Source organism: Pseudomonas grimontii, from assembly GCF_007858185.1.
GTDB classification, from domain to species: domain Bacteria; phylum Pseudomonadota; class Gammaproteobacteria; order Pseudomonadales; family Pseudomonadaceae; genus Aquipseudomonas; species Aquipseudomonas grimontii.
Window position 1 is genome coordinate 1 of sequence record NZ_VFES01000002.1, and the last position, 18,677, is coordinate 18,677.

Below are 18,677 nucleotides of genomic sequence, written 5' to 3' on the forward strand. Positions count from 1 at the left end.
CAAATACCAACCCCATCAAGGCCCACCCCCGTAGCAGCTGCCGAGCGCAAGCGAGGCTGCGTCAGGCGCGCTGCCGATTCAAGCTCGAGTCGCGGCCAACGCAGCCTCGCCGGGGCTCGACAGCTGCGAATACCAACCCCATCAAGGCCCACCCCCGTAGCAGCTGCCGAGCGCAAGCGAGGCTGCGTCAGGCGCGCTGCCGATTCAAGCTCGAGTCGCGGCCGACGCAGCCTCGCCGGGGCTCGGCAGCAAATACCAACCCCATCAAGGCCCACCCCCGTAGCAGCTGCCGAGCGCAAGCGAGACTGCGTCAGGCGCGCTGCCGATTCAAGCTCGAGTCGCGGCCGACGCAGTCTCGCCGGGGCTCGGCAGCAAATACCAACCCCATCAAGGCCTCCCCCCGTAGCAGCTGCCGAGCGCAAGCGAGGCTGCGTCAGGCGCGCTGCCGATTCAAGCCCGAGTCGCGGCCGACGCAGCCTCGCCGGGGCTCGACAGCTGCTACGCACTATCCTATTGAAGTTGTGTAGATACTCATGGCCATCGGGGACTTGCCCCCGATGAGGCCCGTCAAACCGCCACACTCACCTCCTGCCTGTCCACCTCCACCAGCGTCTCGATCATCGCCTTCGCCGCCGGCGACAACCGTGAACCGGTGCGGCTCACAATCCCGCAGCGGGCGCTCATGGTCTCCATGTTCTGCGGCAGGTTGCGCCAGTGCAGCAGCTTCAACGTGCCCTGGGCGATGTCTTCGGCGAACGCCTCCTCGGTGCCCACGCCAATGGCATTGGACTGCAGCACGATCTTCACCAGCGCCGGGAAATGTTCGGTCTGGATGCTCGGGGAAAAATCCATGCGCCCGCTCAGGTTCGCCAACAGTTTGCGAATGCCCTGTGAGATCAGTGGCGATGCCAGCGGGTAGTCGAACATGTCGTTGGTCGACAGGCTGTCCTTGGCCAGCAACGGGTGCCCCGGCCGGCAAAAAAATACCCCGCGCTTGGGGGTCAGCGCGCGGGTCTGGAAATTCGGGTCGGCTTCGAATTGGCGGATGTCGGCGATAAAGAACTCGATCTCTTCGCGGCTCAGGGCACGGCTGAGTTTTTCCCAGTTATCCACCTGGAAACTGGTGCGGATTTTCGGGTGGGCGCTGATAAAGCGCGCCACCGCATCCGGTACCAGTTTCACCGCCGGGGCCGGGCCGCAGCCGAAGCGCAGGTCGCCGGCGTCGAGCTTGGTCATGCGCGTCACTTCACTGCTCAGCAATGCCGCGCCGTGCACCAGGGTCAGGGCGTGTTGCAGCACTACCTGGCCTTCCGGCGTAGGGCGCAGGTCCTTGTGGCCACGGTCGACCAGCACGCAGCCGAACTCCTGTTCCAGCCCCTGGATGCTGCGGCTGAAGGCCGGTTGCGTGATGCCCATGGCGTCCGCCGCCCGCACGAAACTGCGGTGTTCGTTGAGGGCGATGAAGTACCGCAGTTGGCGAAGATCCATATGCTTTCCCTGCATCTTAAAAATAGGTCGAAGGCATTTGCGACCACGGGAGCTGAGGTTTTAAATGCAAGCTCTTATTCCGTCAACGAAGCATGTGTTCATTTGCTAGACCTAAATTGCATATGGATAGAGCGTTGTCGGAAAGCGTCCCCACCATCAGCAAGCACAAGAGGGTCATCACCATGAGCAACGCCGCATTAGCTGTTCAACCTACCGCCCTGGCGCTGGACATCCACCCGGTCGCTGGTCGCATCGGTGCCGAGATCCGCGGTATCACACTGTCCGGCGATCTGGATGCCGCCACGGTCGAAGCCATCCAGCAGGCGCTGGTGCAGTACAAAGTGATCTTCTTCCGTGAGCAGACCCACCTCGATGACCAGAGCCAGGAGGCCTTCGCCCATCTGCTCGGCGAGCCGATTGCCCACCCGACGGTACCGGTGCGCGACGGCACGCGCTTCCTCATGGAACTGGACGGCACCCGTGGCCAGCGCGCCAATTCGTGGCACACCGACGTGACCTTCGTCGACGCCTACCCCAAAGCCTCGATCCTGCGCTCGGTATTGGCGCCCAAGTCCGGTGGCGACACCGTTTGGGCCAACACCTCCAGCGCCTACAACGACCTCAGCGTCGAACTGCGCGCCCTGGCGGATAACTTGTGGGCGGTGCACAGCAACGAATACGACTACGCCGCGATCAAGCCGGATGTGTCGGTAGAGCGGCTTGAGGCATACCGCAAGGTGTTCACCTCGACGGTGTACGAAACCGAGCACCCGGTGGTGCGCGTGCATCCGGTCAGTGGCGAGAAGACCCTGTTGCTGGGGCACTTCGTCAAGCGCCTGAAAGGCTATTCCCAGGCGGACTCGACCCAGCTGTTCAACCTGCTGCAAAGCCACGTCACCCGCCTGGAAAACACCGTGCGCTGGCGCTGGAACACCGGCGACGTGGCGATCTGGGACAACCGCGCCACCCAGCATTACGCCGTGGACGACTACGGCACCCAGGAACGCATCGTGCGCCGGGTGACGCTCAAGGGCGATGTGCCGGTGGGCGTGCAAGGGCAGCGCAGTCAGACGATAAAGGGACGTTAAGCTGCAAACTCTTAGCTACAAGCTGTAAGAAAAAGCTAATCGGCTTTTACCTGCAGCTTGTAGCTGACAACTTGCAGCTCCCGAAGGGCTTACCAGACGCCGATCTGCACCACTTTCTCCGCCTCCGGCTCACCGTAACGAAACCATTGGCCACGCAGATCGATCTCTGCGTGGCTGATGGTGGTGCGCCGCTTCAGCCCGCGCAGCCATTCGAACAGGTACCCCACATGGATTTCGCGCACGTCGGCATAGGCCGGGTCATTGCCCAGGTCGTGCAGTTCCTGCGGGTCGTTTTCCAGGTCGAACAGTTGTGCGCGAAAGCCGTCGTACGCCAGGTATTTCCAGCGTTCGCTGCGCACCATGGTCATGCGGCAGCGGTCGATGGGTTGCGCCAGGCGTTCGCGGGCCGGGGCCTGGAAGGCGTAGTCATACTCGGCGATGGCATAGCGGCGCCAGCGCGTTTCCCGGCCGTGCAGCAGCGGGATCAGTGAGCGCCCTTCCAGGCGATGGTCGGCTGCGGGCAGGCCCAAGGCATCGAGGAAGGTCGGCAGCGCATCGATGGTTTCCACCAGCCGCGCGTCCACCGTGCCACGGCTGATATCGGCAGCGACGCGCGGGTCACGCACGATCAGCGGAATGCCCACGGCAGGTTCCAGCAAAAATTCTTTTTCGCCGAGGAAGTGATCGCCGAGGAAGTCGCCGTGGTCGCTGGTGAACACGATCAGGGTGTCGTCCCAACGGCCATTGCCTTGCAGAAAATCGAACAGTCGCCCCAGTTGGTCGTCGATCTGTTTGATCAGGCCCATGTAGGTGGGAATTACCGTGAGCCGTACCTCGTCACGGGAAAAGTTCAGGCTCTCCTGGTGCTGGCGGAACGCTTGGTACACCGGGTGATCACTGGTTTCCCCAGGCTGGATCGGTGCCTGGATATGCTCGGCGCCATACAGCGCGTGATACGGCGCCGGCGCGATGTAGGGCCAGTGTGGCTTGATATACGACAGGTGCAGGCACCACGGTTGTTCGGCCTGCTCGCGGATAAAGTCGATAGCACGGTCGGTGGTGTAGACGGTTTCCGAATGTTCCTCGGCTACGCGCGCGGGCAGGCCTGCATGGCGCATGTGCCAACCACTGAGCACTTCGCCGTTTTCACCTGCTGCCGCATTCGCCCATTCGTGCCATGGGTTGGTGCCGCTGTAGCCCTGCTCGCGCAGGTAATGGGTGTAGGGCGCGGACTCGCGTTTTTCATCGAACAGCGGGCTGTCGGGGTAGATGCCGTCGTGACGCAGGTACGCCTCGAAGCCGACCTCGTTCAACGGCTCGGCCTGCTCGCTGTCAGGGTCGATATTCAGGCGTTGCAAGGCTTCCACATTGGGCGTGGCGTGGGTCTTGCCGACCAGTGCCGTGCGGATGCCGTGGGGGCGCAGGTAGTCGCCGATGGTCAGTTCTTCCAGGGGCAATGGCACCGCGTTCCACGCCGCCTGGTGGCTGCTGACGTAGCGCCCGGTATAGGCCGACATGCGCGAGGGCCCGCAGATGGTGCCTTGGGTATAGGCGCGGCTGAAACGCACGCCAGCGGCGGCCAGGCGGTCGATGTTTGGCGTGTGCAGATGGGCATGGCCATAGCACGACAGGTAATCGCGGCGCAGCTGGTCGCACATGATGTACAGCACGTTGCGCACGGGTTGGGGATCGGACATGAGGCTTCACCAGACGGAGGACAGGTGAGGTTTTTCGCCGTTCGGGCGGGGGGTTGGCAAGTGCATTTGGGGACTGGATTTCATGCAGTGAATGCATGGCTTAAACGGCGACGTTCTCCAGCGCACACACATCCTCATCCAACTCATCGATCTGCTTGATTTGCTCGATCATCGCTTCCGCCAGCGGCGACAGGCGATACCCCGCACGGCTGACGATGCCATAGCGGGTGTAACGCTCCTCCAGGTCTTCGGCCAGGCCCTCGATCTTCAGGCACACCAGTTCGCCGCGAGCCATGTGCAGCACGTCGCTGTTGGCGCTGACGATGCCGATGGCGTCGGAGCGCAGCACTACGCCCATCAGGCTATAGCCGTTCTCGCATTCGACATTGGGCAGGTAATCGGGCCGGCCGCTGAGGTCGACGATGACTTTGCGCAGGTTGGGCGGGCGGATGGTCACGGCCAGCGGGTAACTCATCAGCTCGGCGGCGCTCACGCTGTCGCGCAGGGCCAGCGGGTGGCCGGCGCGGCAGCAGAAATACCAGCGGCGCGGGCGCAGGCGGTGGGTGTGATAGTCCGGGTTGGCTTCGAAGTGGCGGGTGTCGGCGACGAAAAACTCGAACTCTTCACTGAGCAGGCGCTTGCTCAGGCTTTGCCAGTCGTCCACTTGGTACTGCACCCGTGCCTTGGGGTAGCGCCCGATAAAACTGCCGATGGCGCGGGGGATCAAGCCGCCTGCCGGTGCCGGGCCGCAACCGAAGCGCAACTCCCCCGCCTCCAGGCCATTGAACTGGCTGATCTCGTTGGCCAATTGCTGTGCGCCGCTGACCAGGCGCCGGGCGTGCTCCAGCAATACCTGGCCTTGCTTGGTCGGTGCCAGGTCCTTGCGACCACGGTCAACCAGTTGGCAGCCGGCGCTGTGTTCCAGGGCCTGGATGCTGCGACTGAACGCCGATTGCGACAGGTTCACGGCCAACGCCGCCGCGACAAAACTGCGTTGTTCGGCAAGGGCAATGAAGTGGCGAAGCTGGCGCAGATCGATATGCATTTTTCACATCAAAAATATCCGGGAAATGCATTGGCTATGCATTAGGTCGACTCCTTATAAAGGCTATCTCTTATGCAGTAAATGTTCGTAAAAACATAAATAAATAACCTAAAGGAATATCAGAAGGTGGATATTCCTGGGGTCCGGAGCCGCTTATGAGTCTGTTGAAGCCCGCTGTACCTTGCTCTTCCTGGAGGCTCAAGCGCCTGCCCCTGGCGATGTTGCTGGCGGGAAGTGCGAGTTGGACACCCAGTCACGCAGCCGAGCCGGCACCCTCGGGTGAAAGCGCCAGTGGCCAACTGGAAACCGTCACAGTGACCGCTCGGCGCCGCACCGAAAGTGCCCAGGAGGTGCCGACACCCATGAGCGTGATCGGCGGCCAGGCCTTGGAGAGCCAGCGGGTGTACCGGATTCAGGATTTGCAGCAACTGGTGCCCAGCGTCAACGTCGCCTACATGCATGCGCGCCAGTCCAGCGTGTCGATTCGCGGCCTCGGCAACAACCCGGCCAGCGACGGCCTGGAAGGCAGCGTGGGGCTGTACATCGACAACGTGTACCTCGGGCGGCCGGGGATGGCGGTGTTCGACTTGATGGACATCGAGCAGCTTGAAGTCTTGCGCGGCCCGCAGGGCACGTTATTCGGCAAAAACACCACCGCCGGGGTGATCAACATCAGCACACGCGCGCCGAGTTTTACCCCGGAACGCAGCATTGAAACCTCGTTGGGCGAGGACGGCTACTTCCAGACCAAGGGCACGATTTCCGGCCCGCTCACCGATGACCTCGCGGGGCGTTTCTCGGCGTATCGCACGCGCAGCGACGGCGACATCAAGAACGAATACAACGGCCATGACCTCAACGGCGGCTCGCGCCAGGGCTTTCGCGGGCAACTGCTGTACAAGCCCAGCGAGGCATTCAACCTGCGCTGGATCGGCGATTACAACGAAGAGGATTCCAGCGCCGGCACGCGTGTGCTGTACAGCACCGGGCCGACCATCAACGGCACCAACCTCTACCAGTCGCGGGCCAACGCGGCAGGCGCGACCCTGGTCGATGGCACGCATCGCAAGGTCAACCTGGACAGCGACCAGCAGGTCACCGTGTTCCAGGGCGGCACGTCGCTGGAGGCCAACTGGACATTGCCGAGTGACTTCACCCTGACCTCGGTCAGTTCGTATCGCTTCTGGAACTTCACTCCGCGCAACGACGACGGCCTTAACGTGCCGGCTTCGTATAACGGCGGGGTGTCGGTGGAAGACAAACAGTGGTCCCAGGAATTCCGGCTGGCTTCGCCTACCGGTGGTTTCTTCGATTACGTACTGGGCGCCTACTACTTCGGTAATTCGCTGGATAACAAATCCTTCAGCTATTACGGGCCCCAGGCCGACATTTGGAATGGCACGCCAGCCGGTGCGCTGGCCAACGTCAGCAGCGTCGGCAACGGGCACATTCGCACCGACAGTTTTGCCCTGTTTGCCCAGGGCACCTGGCACCTTACCGAGCGCCTGGATTTCACCGCCGGCCTGCGCGGCACCTATGAAGAAAAAAGTGCCTGGGTCACGCGCAACAATCCCCTCGGCGGTGCGGCGGTCACCGGTGCTGCCGCTACGGCTCGACGTGGCCGGGCGGGGGGCATACGATTCCGGTGATCTCACGCAATACAGCACCAGCCCCTCGGGTCTGCTGAACCTGAGCTACCGCTTCAACGAAAACCTGCTGGGCTACGCGACGCTGTCCCATGGCGAGAAGTCCGGCGGGGTCAACCTAGCGGTAGGCTCAGCGCCGACGGCCGGCGCCGACTCGCTGCTGATCGGCACCGAGCGCGCCAACAACGCCGAACTGGGTTTCAAAAGCACGCTGTGGGACCGGCGGCTGCAGCTCAATGCCAACCTGTTCTGGACCCAGGTCAACGGCTACCAGACCAACGCTTACGACCAGGACAACCGTGTGCAGTACCTGACCAACGCCGGTTCGGTGCGCTCGCGGGGCGTCGAGGTGGAAAGTACTCTGGTACCGATCAAAGGCCTGACGCTGAACCTCAACGGCTCGTTCAACGATGTGAGTTACCTGTCGTACAAGGATGCACCGTGCCCGCCGGAAGTCAGTCTGCGCCCCGGTGCGCCGGCCTCCTGCGACCTGAGTGGGCACCAAGTGGTGGGGGCATCGAAATGGATCGCCAACGCCAACGGCGAATACAAGTGGAACCTGGATAACGGCTTCGAACCCTACGTCACCGCCAGCTATGCCTTCCGTTCCAAGGCCGTGGGCACGGTGGAGGACTCCGACTATGGACAGATTCCCGCCTACGCCGTGGTCAACCTGTCCACCGGCCTGCGCGGCAACTATGAGCAGGGCCAGTGGGACGTGTCGTTATGGCTGAAAAACGCCTTCGACAAGACCTACTACACCACTCTGTGGACGGGGGGGAACGGCGGCTACGAAGGCTTGCTAGGTACGCCGCGCACGCTAGGAGTGACTGGGCGCTATGACTTCTAGCCCCGTGCGATAGGTGGCCGGGTTGAACACTCGCGTCACCACCAGCATCGCTACTGCCGTGACCGTCAGCACCACCCAGGCGCTGACAAAATTGCCGGTCAGCTCGCGCAGCCAGCCGGTCATCCACGGCGACACCGCATTGATCAAGAAGCCCACACCTTGCACAAAGGCCGCCAGCTGCCCGGCTTGGCGTGGGTCGCGGTGGTGGTCGAGGGTCAGCAGCAGGCTCAGGGCGAAACACGCGCCGAGGCCGAAGCCACACAACGCCACCCAGAGGTGCGCAGACTCCTGCGGCGCGACGATCAGGCCGAGGTAACCCACGGTCTGGGCCAGCAGGGCAATGCCCAGCAGCGGTCGACGGTCGATACCACGTTGCGCCAGCACCGGCATCAGCAGCGCGGCGAGCACCTGGAAAATAGTCATGAACGCCAGCAGCGAACCACTGGGCAACACCCCCCAGCCCAGTTGCTGATAGTAGGCCGGCAGCCACGCCACCAGGCTCATGTAGCCGCAATTGACCAGGCCGAAATACACCGCCAGCAACCAGGCGCGACGATTGCGCAGGTCTTTGAAGGCCGGCACCACCTGTGGATTTCTGGCCGCGCCCAACGGCAGCCAGGCCCATAGCAGCAAGGCGCCCAGCGCCGGCAGCAGCCACACCCCCAACCCCGCCTGCCATTGCTGGAAATGCGAGGCCACCAGCGGGCTGAGCAACGCTGCCAGCCCGCCGCCGGCCATCAGCGAGGCTGAGTACACACCCATCGCCACCGGCACGCGATGACGGAATTCGCGCTTGATCATCGCCGGCACCAAGGCCTGGATCAGCGCCACACCCGCACCGCCGAGCAACGCCGTGACCAGCAGCGCCGACGCCTGGCCCATCAACCCGCGAGCCAGGCACGCCAGCAGGATCATCATCAAGCCCAGGGCGATGCCACGCCGTTCGCCCAGGCGGGCCTCCACGCGCACGCCCACCAGCGCCACCAGCCCCATGCACACCACCGGCAGGCTGGTCAGCAGGGCACTGCTCTGGAAACTCAGGCCGGTGGCCTGGCGAATCTCGCCGAGCAACGGGCTGATGGAGCTGAGGATCGGCCGCAGGTTCAGGCCGAGCACCACCAACAGGCCCCAGCCGGCGAGGGATTTATTCAGGGTCATGCAACGCCTTGCGGTCGGTAAATGAGGCGTGAGTATGGCCAGCGCCAAAGGTATTCTGAAATTAAATATAACCATGCCAGCCAGTGGCAAAGGGAATGGTGACGCCGATGTTCGATCCCGTGTTGTTACGCAGCTTTGTTGCCGTGGTGGACTGCGGCAACTTCACCCGCGCCGCCGAGCGCCTGCACTTGACCCAGTCCACTGTGAGCCAGCAGATCCGCCGCCTCGAAGACGCCGTGGCGTGCCAGTTGCTGGACCGCGACCAGCGCCGTGTGGTCGCCACCGCCGAGGGCGAGCGTTTGTTGGCCTATGCGCGGCGCATCCTCGCGTTGCATGAAGAAGCTGCCGATGTGTTGATCAACCAACAGAGCGACGGCGTGCTGCGCCTCGGCGTACCGGAAGACTTTGCGGCGCAGCGACTGATGCCGTTGCTGTCGGCATTTGTGCTGGCCTACCCGCGGGTGCGCCTGGAGGTCACCAGCGGCCTGGGCCCCGAGTTGCAGCGTCAGTACCGCAGTGGTGAATTCGACGTGTTGCTGGTCAAGCAGATGGGCAGCAGCGATGACTGCCTGGCGTCGTGGCCCGAGCCGCTGTGTTGGGTCGACAGCCGCAGCACGCCGTGCCTGGGGCGCGACCCTCTGCCGTTGGTGGCATTCCCGGTGGGCGGCCTGTACCGCAATGAAATGCTGCACCACCTGGAAGTGAGCGGCTGGCGCTGGCGTATCGGCTATTCCAGCGCGAGCCTGGCCAGCGTGTGTTCGGCGGTGGCGGCGGGATTGGGTGTGAGTCTGTTGCCGCGACGGGTAGTGCAGCCAGGGCATGTGGAACTGGGGCCGGACAGTGGTTTGCCCGTGGTGCAAGGCGTGCGCCTGGCGTTGTATGCCCGTCATGGCCTGAGTGCCGCGGGGCAGTGCTTACAGGCTGAACTGTTCGATTTGTGCGCAAACAGTCCCGTTGATCCATGCCTTAACTGAATATTTTGTATGCCTGAAAAGCATCAAAAAAAACCACCTCGGCGCCAGGCCACGCCGGCCGGGGCTTTGGTGTTTTCAGAGAGATCGCTTATTCAGATTTGATCTATCTATAACTTCAAAGATTACTTTAAGAGATAAGCGTCTAGCCCCGATGATTCAGCCCTCGACGGTCTTCCACGCAGGCCCGTCGGTTTTTTTGTTTCGAAACCGCAGGGAGTCAATCAATGGGCAATGTCCAGACCGCCGCCAGTGCACCCGAGGCGCAATGGCGCCAGGCACCGAGTGGTGAGTTGGTCGACCTTGGCCGGCCGCACCGCGCGCCGTTGGGGCAATTGCGAACGCAGAAAACCCCAAAGCGCTTCTCCAGCCGCCGCGAAGGGATCCTGCTCGGTCTGTTGGTATTGGCCCTGCACGGTGCGGTGATTTATTGGGTAAGCCAGAAACCCACCCCGGTGCTGCCGATTGTGCCGCCGGAGATTCCGCCGATGACCATCGAATTTTCCCAGCCGGCACCGCCCGTGGTGGAACCGCCACCGCCTGTGCCGCCACCACCGCCACCGCCCGTGGTTGAGCCACCGCCGCCGGTGGTGGATGAGTTGGCCGCCAAGCCGGCGCCGCCCAAGCCGATTGCAAAACCCAAGCCCAAGCCGGTGCCAAAGCCTGAGCCCAAGCCCGCCCCGAAACCGGTCGAGCAGGCGCCCACGCCACCGCAACCGGCGCCACCGGCACCCGCGCCTGCTCCGCCCGCGCCCGCCCCGGTGACACCGGCTTCGGCCAACGCCGCGTACCTCAAGAACCCGGCGCCGGAATACCCGTCACTGGCTCAGCGTCGCGGTTGGGAAGGTACGGTGTTGTTGCGGGTGCATGTATTGGCCAGCGGTAAGCCGGGCGAGATCCAGGTCCAGAAAAGCAGCGGTCGCCAGCAACTCGACGATGCCGCGTTGACCGCCGTGAAGCGTTGGAGCTTCGTGCCGGCCAAGCAGGGCGATGTGGCCCAGGACGGCTGGGTCAGCGTCCCGATCGATTTCAAGATTCACTAACTATTGCGCTTCGGTGTGTTGCACACGCCGCGACTTGTACAGAGGGGAAACATCATGGCATTAGCATCTCCACTTGAATCCATCGAAAGCGCGGTGATCTGGCTGCTGGTGGTCTTTTCGGTCGCCACCTGGGGCCTGGCCTTGCTCAAGGGCGTGCAGTTCGGTCGCCTTAAAGCGCAGGATCGCAAGTTCCACAAACAATTCTGGGCGGCGTCGAGTCTTGACTCGGCCGCCGAGCTGGCCGAAACCCAGCCCGGCGCCGCTGCCCGTGTGGCCCAGGCCGGTTACGCCGCGATCCAGGTAGGGGATGCGCCGCACGCGGCCGACCTGAGCCAGGCGATCAACCATCAGGACCGCCTCGAGCGTGCCCTGCGCCAGCAGATCGTACGTGAGCGCCGCTCCCTGGAAACCGGCCTGGCCGTGGTCGCCAGTATTGGCAGCACCTCGCCGTTTATCGGCCTGTTCGGCACCGTGTGGGGGATCATGGAAGCGCTCAAGGGCATCAGCGCCGCCGGCTCCGCCAGCCTTGAAACCGTGGCCGGCCCGATCGGTGCAGCCTTGGTCGCCACGGGCGTGGGGATCGCCGTCGCGGTGCCGGCGGTGCTGGTCTACAACTACTTCCTGCGTCGCCTGAAGCTGACGGCGGCCGACCTGGATGACTTCGCCCGCGACTTCTACAGCCTGGCGCAGAAGAACTCTTTCCGCGTGCTGCTGCATCCTGCCCTGACTAAAAATGCGCCGGGCAACCCGCAAAAAGTGAAGGAGGCGTCCTGACATGGCCTTCTCCACGCAAGACAGTGATGAGGTGTTGAGCGAGATCAACGTCACGCCGCTGGTGGACGTGATGCTGGTACTGCTGGTGGTGTTTATCGTCACCGCGCCGCTGTTGACCAACGCGATCCCGATCAACCTGCCCAAGACCGAGGCCGTGGCGCCGGTGGAGCAGAAGGACCCGCTGGTGGTGAGCATCGACGGCGCCGGCAAACTGTTTATCAACAAGGACGAAATCCAGCCGGATCTGCTGGAATTCAACCTGCAGGCGGCTAAGGCCAAGGACCCCGATGTGCGGGTGCAACTGCAGGCTGACGATGGCGTGAACTACGGCGAAGTGGCGCGAGCCATGGCGTCTATCGAGCGCGCGGGTATTACCAAGCTGTCGGTGATTACCGCACGTTAGTTGCAAAAGCCTCGACAATTTTTTGGCCGTTTTCCTTGGCAGGGTGCGGCCTTTTTTTTGCCTCCGTTTCAGTAACATCACACGATCAAAGTGCGCCAACCCCAGCGATTTGCGGATACCGGATTTCAACTTCTTGCTGAAACTTTCTAGCGCTCTCTTTAAGCCAGTCAATCAACCGAGCGATATCAGGTTCCGACTGCCGCCCATTCCTACAAATAACGTAGTACGCCGCCGGCGACATCATCAGCGGGCCGCCTAGTGTGACTAATGCACCTTCTTCCAACTGGTCATACACCAACGCTGTCCTGGCCAGCGCAATCCCGCCACCCTTCACCGCCAGACTGATTGCCAGGCTTGAGTCCGGAAAGCGCGGCCCATGGTGATAAGGCGCAGCTGCCAGGCCCTGGAACGCAAACCAGCTTTCCCACCCTGGACACACTTGATCGTCCACACGGTGAATGAGTGGATACCGCGCGATATCCGTCAGCGAAATATCGCCATTCATGCGTTGAAACTCCGGTGAGCAAACCGGGAACACGGCATCGCGCATCAGAAGCTCGGCATGATGATCCGGGTAGTCGCCGTACCCCATCACAATCGCAACATCGAATTGATGGGCACCGAGATTGGCGCTATTCATATCCGCACTGGTCAATACCAGGTCGAGATTGAATGAAGCGTCGGTGTGGGAACCATGCATTCTGGGGATTAGCCAGGTCGAACACAGGGACGAAGTGCACGAAAGATAAAGGGGCTGAGATTTGCGCGGATTCAGCGAGTGCAACACCGTCTCAAGGGTTTTGAAAAAATCATCGGTCACCGGCAACAAAGCCTGCCCGGCGGTTGTGAGGTTGACGCCCCGCGAATGGCGTTCGAACAACTGAACGCCCCACCACTCTTCCAGACCTGCGATCTGATGACTGATGGCACTGGCGGTGAGGCTCAACTCTGATGCTGCGCGGGCGAAACTGCCTGTTCGTGCAGCACTGACAAAGGCTTGCAGCATGGGTGTAGGTGGCGGACGTTGGCCCATCAGGTGCTCACTTTGATCAGGATGATCCCGCAAACAATGACGAACGCCGAAAGCATCCGCCGCCAGCCGAACCGCTCGTGAAAAAACAGCGCGGCAATAATGGCGCCGATAATAACACTGGTTTCCCGCAACGCTGAGATCTTGGCCACCGCATCCAGCGACAGCGCGAACAGCACCAGGCCGTAGGAAGTGAGGTAAAAAACGCCGCCCATTACGCCGACTTTCCAATGGTTGCGAATGGCCTCTGCGAATTCCAGACGTTTCTTGAAAAACGCCAGCGCCGGAATCGGAATGCTCTGGAATACCGTCAGATAGATGATGTATTGCAGCACCGTCTCACTGGCTCTGACACCTTTGGCATCCACCACTGTGTAGGACGCGATGAAAGCACCTGCGCACACCGCCATCAGAATTGGTTTGAACATACGCGCGGACATCCTGCGCACGAATGTCAGGCTGATAATGCCTACGCAAATCAGCAACACCCCCGCCATGGCATGAAACGATAGCTGCTCGTGCAGCAGGAAATAGGAAAACAGCGCGACTAAAACCGGTGGCACCCCGCGCATGACCGGGTAGACCTGCCCAAAGTCGCCGGTTTCATACGCTTTGATCAGAAACAATCGATAGGCCGTGTTGAGCACCACGGAAACCAGCACGTAGCCCCACACCTGCAGGCTTGGCGTATTCACCAGCGGCAGCGCCGCCAGGCAGATCAGCAACGCCGTACCATCGACCATGGCCAAGGTCATGAAGCGACTGCTCCCCGCCCGGACGACCGCGTTCCAGGTGGCGTGCATGAAGGCGGAGATCAAAACAAGGGTGATCGCGATGTTGGAGTTGTCCATGGGGCTCGGCTTGTGATGGGAATATGAAGTTGTGCCTTATGGCCAGCGAGGGATCATCGTTTGCGCAACCACATTCGTAACATGTATCGATTGAGATCTTTCAAAGAGACTGCGTCATCAATCTCTAAGCGCGGAGCGCTCTTATCGATGAAATGCGTTCGGGTATGGAGAAACTTGTTGTCAGCTGAAATAAGAACCTGCCCTGGTTCAAGCAGCACTCGATGTTGAACTGAAGATTGATCAAGGACTGTATCTAGAAAATCCAATGCATGTATTTGCGCCAGGGTTAATGGCGCTCCCGCTTTGATGTGGGCCGATTCGATATAGACGCGGAAGTACCTAATCAAAGGGATGCCCTCATTTGAAAAGCTCAAGATTGGCGCTTTGAATAATTGTTCTTCCTCCGCCATACCTCGATTTTCAAAATAGAAATCGCACTTAAGTTCTTCCAGTACCTCAGGGAATGCCATTAATTCAGCGTATACCGCACTTGCGTCTATCAGAATACTTTCGCCGCCGAGTAAGGCTTTCTGGCCACAAGCCAGAATCAAATAATCGATAGGGAGCGGATCGCTTACGCCATCGTTATGGACATATGCGCCCTGACGGGTCTGATGATATCTCGCACCTTCTTCAATGCTTTTACCTCCCCGGTCATACACCTCAATAACCCTATGGCCAAGATGGTTCTGCACCATTGGCGCTCCCAGCAAAGAGCCGAACGTCCATATCAAAGATTTGAAACCTGCAAGATCATCGACTTTAAATCCATCTAGGATAAGGACGTGTTTTTCGTGATCAACGATTTTTCGTATATTGCGCAGTTCTGCGCTGAGGGTCTGCGAGTGATGGGGGGCGATGTAAGCAGGTTTTGCATCGAATCGATTAGTTTGATCATCCGGTTCGGAGCTGGCTTTTGCGCTCAGTAGTTCGTTGAATGCGGTCTTAGAAAGCCTGACTTTAGAAATTTCGTGGTGGAAAGTACTTATATTTATATTCATTGCGATTCTTTACGGGGTTGGTTGGAGTCAATATTTAACTAACCTCACCACTCTCCGGAAAAGCGAAAAGTCGTCAGCGGAGCCATAAAAAACCGTCATGGAAGATATTTCCTACAAGAAAGTTCATCAGGTGATCGATGCTGGCATTTCGTCATGATTTGTAAAGGGCCAGCAAGCCGTGTCCCTTTAAATTGCAGGACGTTTCCGAGACAATCCCCGCCGCCTTGTGACTGTTGGAATGGATGGCTAGTCTTCGGCCCGTCGCTGGTTTTCAGCGATCGGGTTTAGCAGCCTGAGTTCAATAGGCACACGGTTCACATCCGCGTTTATGGTGGCTGTGCGTGGGGCACCCTCGGGTGCGCTGGTGTTCCTATTGGCCAGTCTGCTAACCCGCGTACAGCTGCCACCTATCGTTTAGCAGCGTTAGTGGTCGCTCCCGTGTTCAATAGGAGTTACACCATGACCAAAGCACTTCCCGACCCACCCGTTGACTGCCTTGTCGCCAACGAAAACCTCAGTTTCGAAGACGCCCAACTTTATATCGCTCACCTGATCCACAGCGCATCGGCCACCGTATGGGACTGTTGTGAGCACCTGCAGCCGCACGACCGCGCGAAAGTCCATGCGGTGTGGCATTTGCTGGAAATGGCCAAGACCGTGGTGGATCGCACCATCGACTGCATGCCTCGTACCAATCACGTCATCTAAAACCACTGCAAATTGAATGTGAAATCGAGTCAATGTGGGAGGGGGCTTGCCCCCGATAGCGGTCCGTCAGCTAAAAATAGGTGGCTGACCCACCGCCATCGGGGGCAAGCCCCTCCCACATTTTGATCTCATGCGGGTTTGAGTTTTTGGTTATTAATAAATAGCTTCTTATTCCTTAACGGATATAACCCTCGTCCCTATACTGTCCTACAACGTTAAACGCTGCAGGAGGGCACACCCATGCACAGCGAGTCGATTCGTTATCTGATCGTGCCGGGCTGGCAAGGATCGCCAGAAGATCATTGGCAAAGTCACTGGCAGAACAGCCTGCCCAACAGCGCACGCGTGGAGCAGGCCGATTGGCTGACGCCGCGCCGCGAGGACTGGGTGGCTGCGCTGGCCGAGGCGATTGCCGCCGACAGCACCCCGGTGATTCTGATCGCCCATAGCCTGGGCTGCATCACCGTGGCCCATTGGGCGGCCACTGCCCCCGTGCAGTTCCTGCGGCAGGTGCGTGGCGCCTTGCTGGTGGCCCCGGCGGACGTCGAACGTCCGGCGTGCTCGCCTGCGTTGCGCAACTTTGCGCCGATCCCCACCGACCTGTTGCCGTTTCCCAGCCAGGTGGTCAGTTCCGATAACGACAGCGCCGTCAGTGCCCCCCGGGCCCTGGAGCTGGCGCGCAACTGGGGGGCCGAAGCCGGCATCCTGTCGGGGGCCGGCCATATCAATGTGAAGTCCGGTCACCAGCGCTGGGAGCAGGGGTTCGCCTACCTGTATCGCCTGCAAAGCCGCCTCGAGCATCACGCCCGGCGCACCGCCTGATATTTTTTCAACGCCCCGTCCCTGAGTGGATTTGGGGCGGGAGCTTGCCATGAGTCTGCATGAAACCTTCGGTCAGCCGTTGCTGACCTTCCCCGACGCCGAAAAAAGCCCGCTGAGCATCCGCGCCAAGGCGCTGGTGTTTGTTGACCCACGCTCGCGGCAACTGCGCGAAGACCTGGAAAACCTCGCCCCGCGCGCCTTGCCCGTATTGATTCGGGGCGAGACCGGCAGCGGTAAAGAATTGCTGGCGCGGCATATTCACCGGGGCAGCGACCGCACCGGTTTGTTTGTCTCTGTGAATTGCGGCGCCATCAGCCCGACCTACGCCGATGCCGAGTTGTTCGGCTATGCCGCCGGCGCCCACAGTGGCGCGGCCAGCAGCCGGGCCGGGTGGTTTGGCTCGGCGAATGGCGGCACCTTGTACCTGGACGAGATCGGCGACTTGCCGCTGCCGATCCAGGTAAAACTGCTCGCCGCCCTGGAAAACCATGAAGTCACCCGCGTTGGCGCCCATCAGCCGAGCCCGGTGGACGTGCGCCTGGTGGCCGCCACCAGCATCGACCTGGCCCAGGCGGTGGCCGCCGGCAAGTTTCATGAGCGGCTGTTCCATTACCTGAGCGAAGGCCGGTTGGACCTGCCTGCGTTGCGTGAGCGGGTGGGTGACATCCTGTCGTTGGCCGAATACTTTCTCGGCATCTACAGCCAGCGCCTGGACCTGCCGGTGCCGTTGATCAGCGACGCCGCCCAGCGTGTACTCGAACACCACAGCTGGCCGGGTAATACCCGCGAGCTGGAGAACGTCATTCACTTCGCCTTGCTGGTGAGCAGCGGCGACGAAATTCTACCCGAACATTTGAACCTGCCGGTGGCGGGGTCGCCGTTGGAACAAGTGCAGCGGATCTTCGCCAATGCCAGCCCGGCTGAGCAGGCAACCTTGCGCAGCTTTCTACATGAACAGGCAGCCACATGAGAAAAATGGAATATCAACGTGAATAAAAGATATTGTTCGGGAATAAAAAATCTAGGTATTGTCCCTCCCACGCCGCGATAGCACTTCGCTGGCACCCCACAGAAGAAACGGTCGTCAGAGACGCCCCGCAATTCCAATAAGGACACTGCATGAAAAAGGTTCTGTTGTTTACCGCACTGGCGGCTGCCCTGACTGCAAGCTTCGCCCAGGCCAACGAGAAACTGGTGGTTGCCGCCACCCCGGTCCCGCACGCCGAGATCCTCGAACTGGTCAAGCCAACCCTCGCCAAAGAAGGCGTGGACCTGGAAATCAAAGTCTTCACCGACTACGTCCAGCCAAACGTGCAGGTTGCCGAGAAGCGCCTGGACGCCAACTACTTCCAGACCCTGCCGTACCTGGAAAACTTCAACAAGGGTAAGGGCACCAACCTGGTCACCGTGGTCGGCGTGCACGTTGAACCCTTCGGCGGTTACTCGAAAAAGATCAAGAATATTTCCGAGCTCAAGGATGGCGCCACCGTGGCTATCCCGAACGAAGGCTCCAACAGCGGCCGCGCCCTGTTGCTGCTGCAGAAGGCCGGTGTGATCACCCTGAAAGACCCGACCAACGCCCTGGCCACGCCGAAAGACATCGCCAGTAACCCGAAGAACCTGAAGTTCAAAGAGCTGGAATCGGCCCTGCTGCCACGCGTGCTGGACCAGGTTGACCTGGACATGATCAACACCAACTACGCCCTCGAAGCTGGCCTCAACCCGGCCAAGGATGCGCTGATCATCGAAAGTGCCGACTCGCCTTACGTGAACTTCCTGGTGGCTCGCCCGGACAACAAGGGCAGCGACGCTATCCAGAAACTGTCCAAGGCCCTGACCAGCCCGGAAGTCAAAGCTTTCATCGAGAAGAAGTACAACGGTGCAGTCGTGCCAGCGTTCTGATGTAAGCCAAAACCCCCTTTAAGGTTTCAACGCCGGCGGCTCACATAGCGTCGGCGTTTTTTATGTGTGGAATTTGGAATGCGGTAAAAACTGTGGGAGGGGGCTTGCCCCCGATAGCCATAAGTATCTACACATCTTGAGCCGAGCCCCCTGTGTAGATACTTATGCCCCGATAGCGGTATGTCAGTCACAGATGCATT

General features: G+C 60.7%; 16 protein-coding genes and 1 pseudogene. 10 read left to right on the forward strand and 7 right to left on the reverse strand.

The genetic code is table 11. From position 1 onward, the window contains the following. Positions 1-567: 567 nt before the first annotated feature. Positions 568-1,488 (reverse strand): LysR family transcriptional regulator, encoded by a 921-nt coding sequence (locus FIV39_RS04250; RefSeq protein ID WP_090401136.1) that lies wholly within the window; start codon positions 1,486-1,488, stop codon positions 568-570. A 182-nt stretch (positions 1,489-1,670) separates the two neighbouring features. Here FIV39_RS04250 and FIV39_RS04255 point away from each other — a divergent pair, with 182 nt between their 5' ends. Further along, positions 1,671-2,576: a TauD/TfdA dioxygenase family protein gene (locus tag FIV39_RS04255; RefSeq protein ID WP_090409823.1), complete on the forward strand. Its 906-nt coding sequence runs from the start codon at positions 1,671-1,673 to the stop codon at positions 2,574-2,576. Between the two features lie 89 nt (positions 2,577-2,665). Here FIV39_RS04255 and FIV39_RS04260 read toward each other — a convergent pair whose 3' ends face one another. Beyond that, a complete protein-coding gene (locus tag FIV39_RS04260) occupies positions 2,666-4,273 on the reverse strand; it encodes an alkaline phosphatase family protein (protein ID WP_090401135.1) in 1,608 nt (535 codons plus the stop codon). A 100-nt stretch (positions 4,274-4,373) separates the two neighbouring features. After that, positions 4,374-5,318: a LysR family transcriptional regulator gene (locus FIV39_RS04265; RefSeq protein WP_053137643.1), complete on the reverse strand. Its 945-nt coding sequence runs from the start codon at positions 5,316-5,318 to the stop codon at positions 4,374-4,376. A gap of 155 nt (positions 5,319-5,473) precedes the next feature. On the opposite strand from FIV39_RS04265, the pseudogene FIV39_RS04270 reads away from it, so the two are divergent. Next, positions 5,474-7,814: pseudogene (locus FIV39_RS04270) on the forward strand (TonB-dependent receptor). On the opposite strand, the gene FIV39_RS04275 reads toward FIV39_RS04270, so the two are convergent. Then, positions 7,785-8,972, reverse strand: coding sequence for a CynX/NimT family MFS transporter (locus FIV39_RS04275; protein WP_090401133.1), 1,188 nt, complete (start codon positions 8,970-8,972; stop codon positions 7,785-7,787). The pseudogene FIV39_RS04270 and the gene FIV39_RS04275 sit on opposite strands and share 30 nt — an antisense overlap. A gap of 107 nt (positions 8,973-9,079) precedes the next feature. On the opposite strand from FIV39_RS04275, the gene FIV39_RS04280 reads away from it, so the two are divergent. The 4 genes from FIV39_RS04280 to FIV39_RS04295 all read left to right on the forward strand — a co-directional run bounded on the left by FIV39_RS04280 (position 9,080) and on the right by FIV39_RS04295 (position 12,163). Beyond that, positions 9,080-9,946: a LysR family transcriptional regulator gene (locus tag FIV39_RS04280; protein WP_090401132.1), complete on the forward strand. Its 867-nt coding sequence runs from the start codon at positions 9,080-9,082 to the stop codon at positions 9,944-9,946. A gap of 224 nt (positions 9,947-10,170) precedes the next feature. Beyond that, positions 10,171-10,986 (forward strand): energy transducer TonB, encoded by an 816-nt coding sequence (locus tag FIV39_RS04285; RefSeq protein WP_090401131.1) that lies wholly within the window; start codon positions 10,171-10,173, stop codon positions 10,984-10,986. Between the two features lie 54 nt (positions 10,987-11,040). After that, positions 11,041-11,760 carry a MotA/TolQ/ExbB proton channel family protein gene (locus tag FIV39_RS04290; protein WP_390620686.1) on the forward strand — a complete coding sequence of 240 codons (720 nt, stop codon included), beginning with the start codon at positions 11,041-11,043 and terminating at the stop codon, positions 11,758-11,760. Between the two features lies 1 nt (position 11,761). After that, positions 11,762-12,163 carry an ExbD/TolR family protein gene (locus FIV39_RS04295; RefSeq protein WP_010565408.1) on the forward strand — a complete coding sequence of 134 codons (402 nt, stop codon included), beginning with the start codon at positions 11,762-11,764 and terminating at the stop codon, positions 12,161-12,163. An 85-nt stretch (positions 12,164-12,248) separates the two neighbouring features. Here FIV39_RS04295 and FIV39_RS04300 read toward each other — a convergent pair whose 3' ends face one another. Genes FIV39_RS04300 through FIV39_RS04310 form a run of 3 tightly spaced genes read right to left on the reverse strand, consistent with a single transcriptional unit; the run spans position 12,249 to position 15,045 of the window. Continuing rightward, a complete protein-coding gene (locus FIV39_RS04300) occupies positions 12,249-13,196 on the reverse strand; it encodes a LysR substrate-binding domain-containing protein (RefSeq protein WP_090401130.1) in 948 nt (315 codons plus the stop codon). Further along, the gene (locus FIV39_RS04305) at positions 13,196-14,044 is read right to left on the reverse strand and encodes an EamA family transporter (protein ID WP_090401129.1); all 849 of its coding nucleotides are present in this window, start codon (positions 14,042-14,044) and stop codon (positions 13,196-13,198) included. Before FIV39_RS04305 ends, FIV39_RS04300 begins: the two co-directional genes overlap by 1 nt. Positions 14,045-14,097: 53 nt before the next feature. Further along, a complete protein-coding gene (locus FIV39_RS04310; protein ID WP_090401128.1) occupies positions 14,098-15,045 on the reverse strand; it encodes a TauD/TfdA family dioxygenase in 948 nt (315 codons plus the stop codon). 459 nt (positions 15,046-15,504) lie between these two features. Between FIV39_RS04310 and FIV39_RS04315 the strand changes: the two genes are divergently transcribed. From FIV39_RS04315 to FIV39_RS04330, 4 genes are all read left to right on the forward strand, one after another. Then, the gene (locus FIV39_RS04315) at positions 15,505-15,753 is read left to right on the forward strand and encodes a hypothetical protein (protein WP_090401127.1); all 249 of its coding nucleotides are present in this window, start codon (positions 15,505-15,507) and stop codon (positions 15,751-15,753) included. 240 nt (positions 15,754-15,993) lie between these two features. After that, a complete protein-coding gene (locus tag FIV39_RS04320; RefSeq protein WP_016975008.1) occupies positions 15,994-16,575 on the forward strand; it encodes an alpha/beta hydrolase in 582 nt (193 codons plus the stop codon). Between the two features lie 49 nt (positions 16,576-16,624). Next, positions 16,625-17,545 carry a sigma 54-interacting transcriptional regulator gene (locus FIV39_RS04325; protein ID WP_090401126.1) on the forward strand — a complete coding sequence of 307 codons (921 nt, stop codon included), beginning with the start codon at positions 16,625-16,627 and terminating at the stop codon, positions 17,543-17,545. 149 nt (positions 17,546-17,694) lie between these two features. Continuing rightward, a complete protein-coding gene (locus FIV39_RS04330) occupies positions 17,695-18,477 on the forward strand; it encodes a MetQ/NlpA family ABC transporter substrate-binding protein (protein ID WP_090401125.1) in 783 nt (260 codons plus the stop codon). Positions 18,478-18,677: the final 200 nt, after the last annotated feature.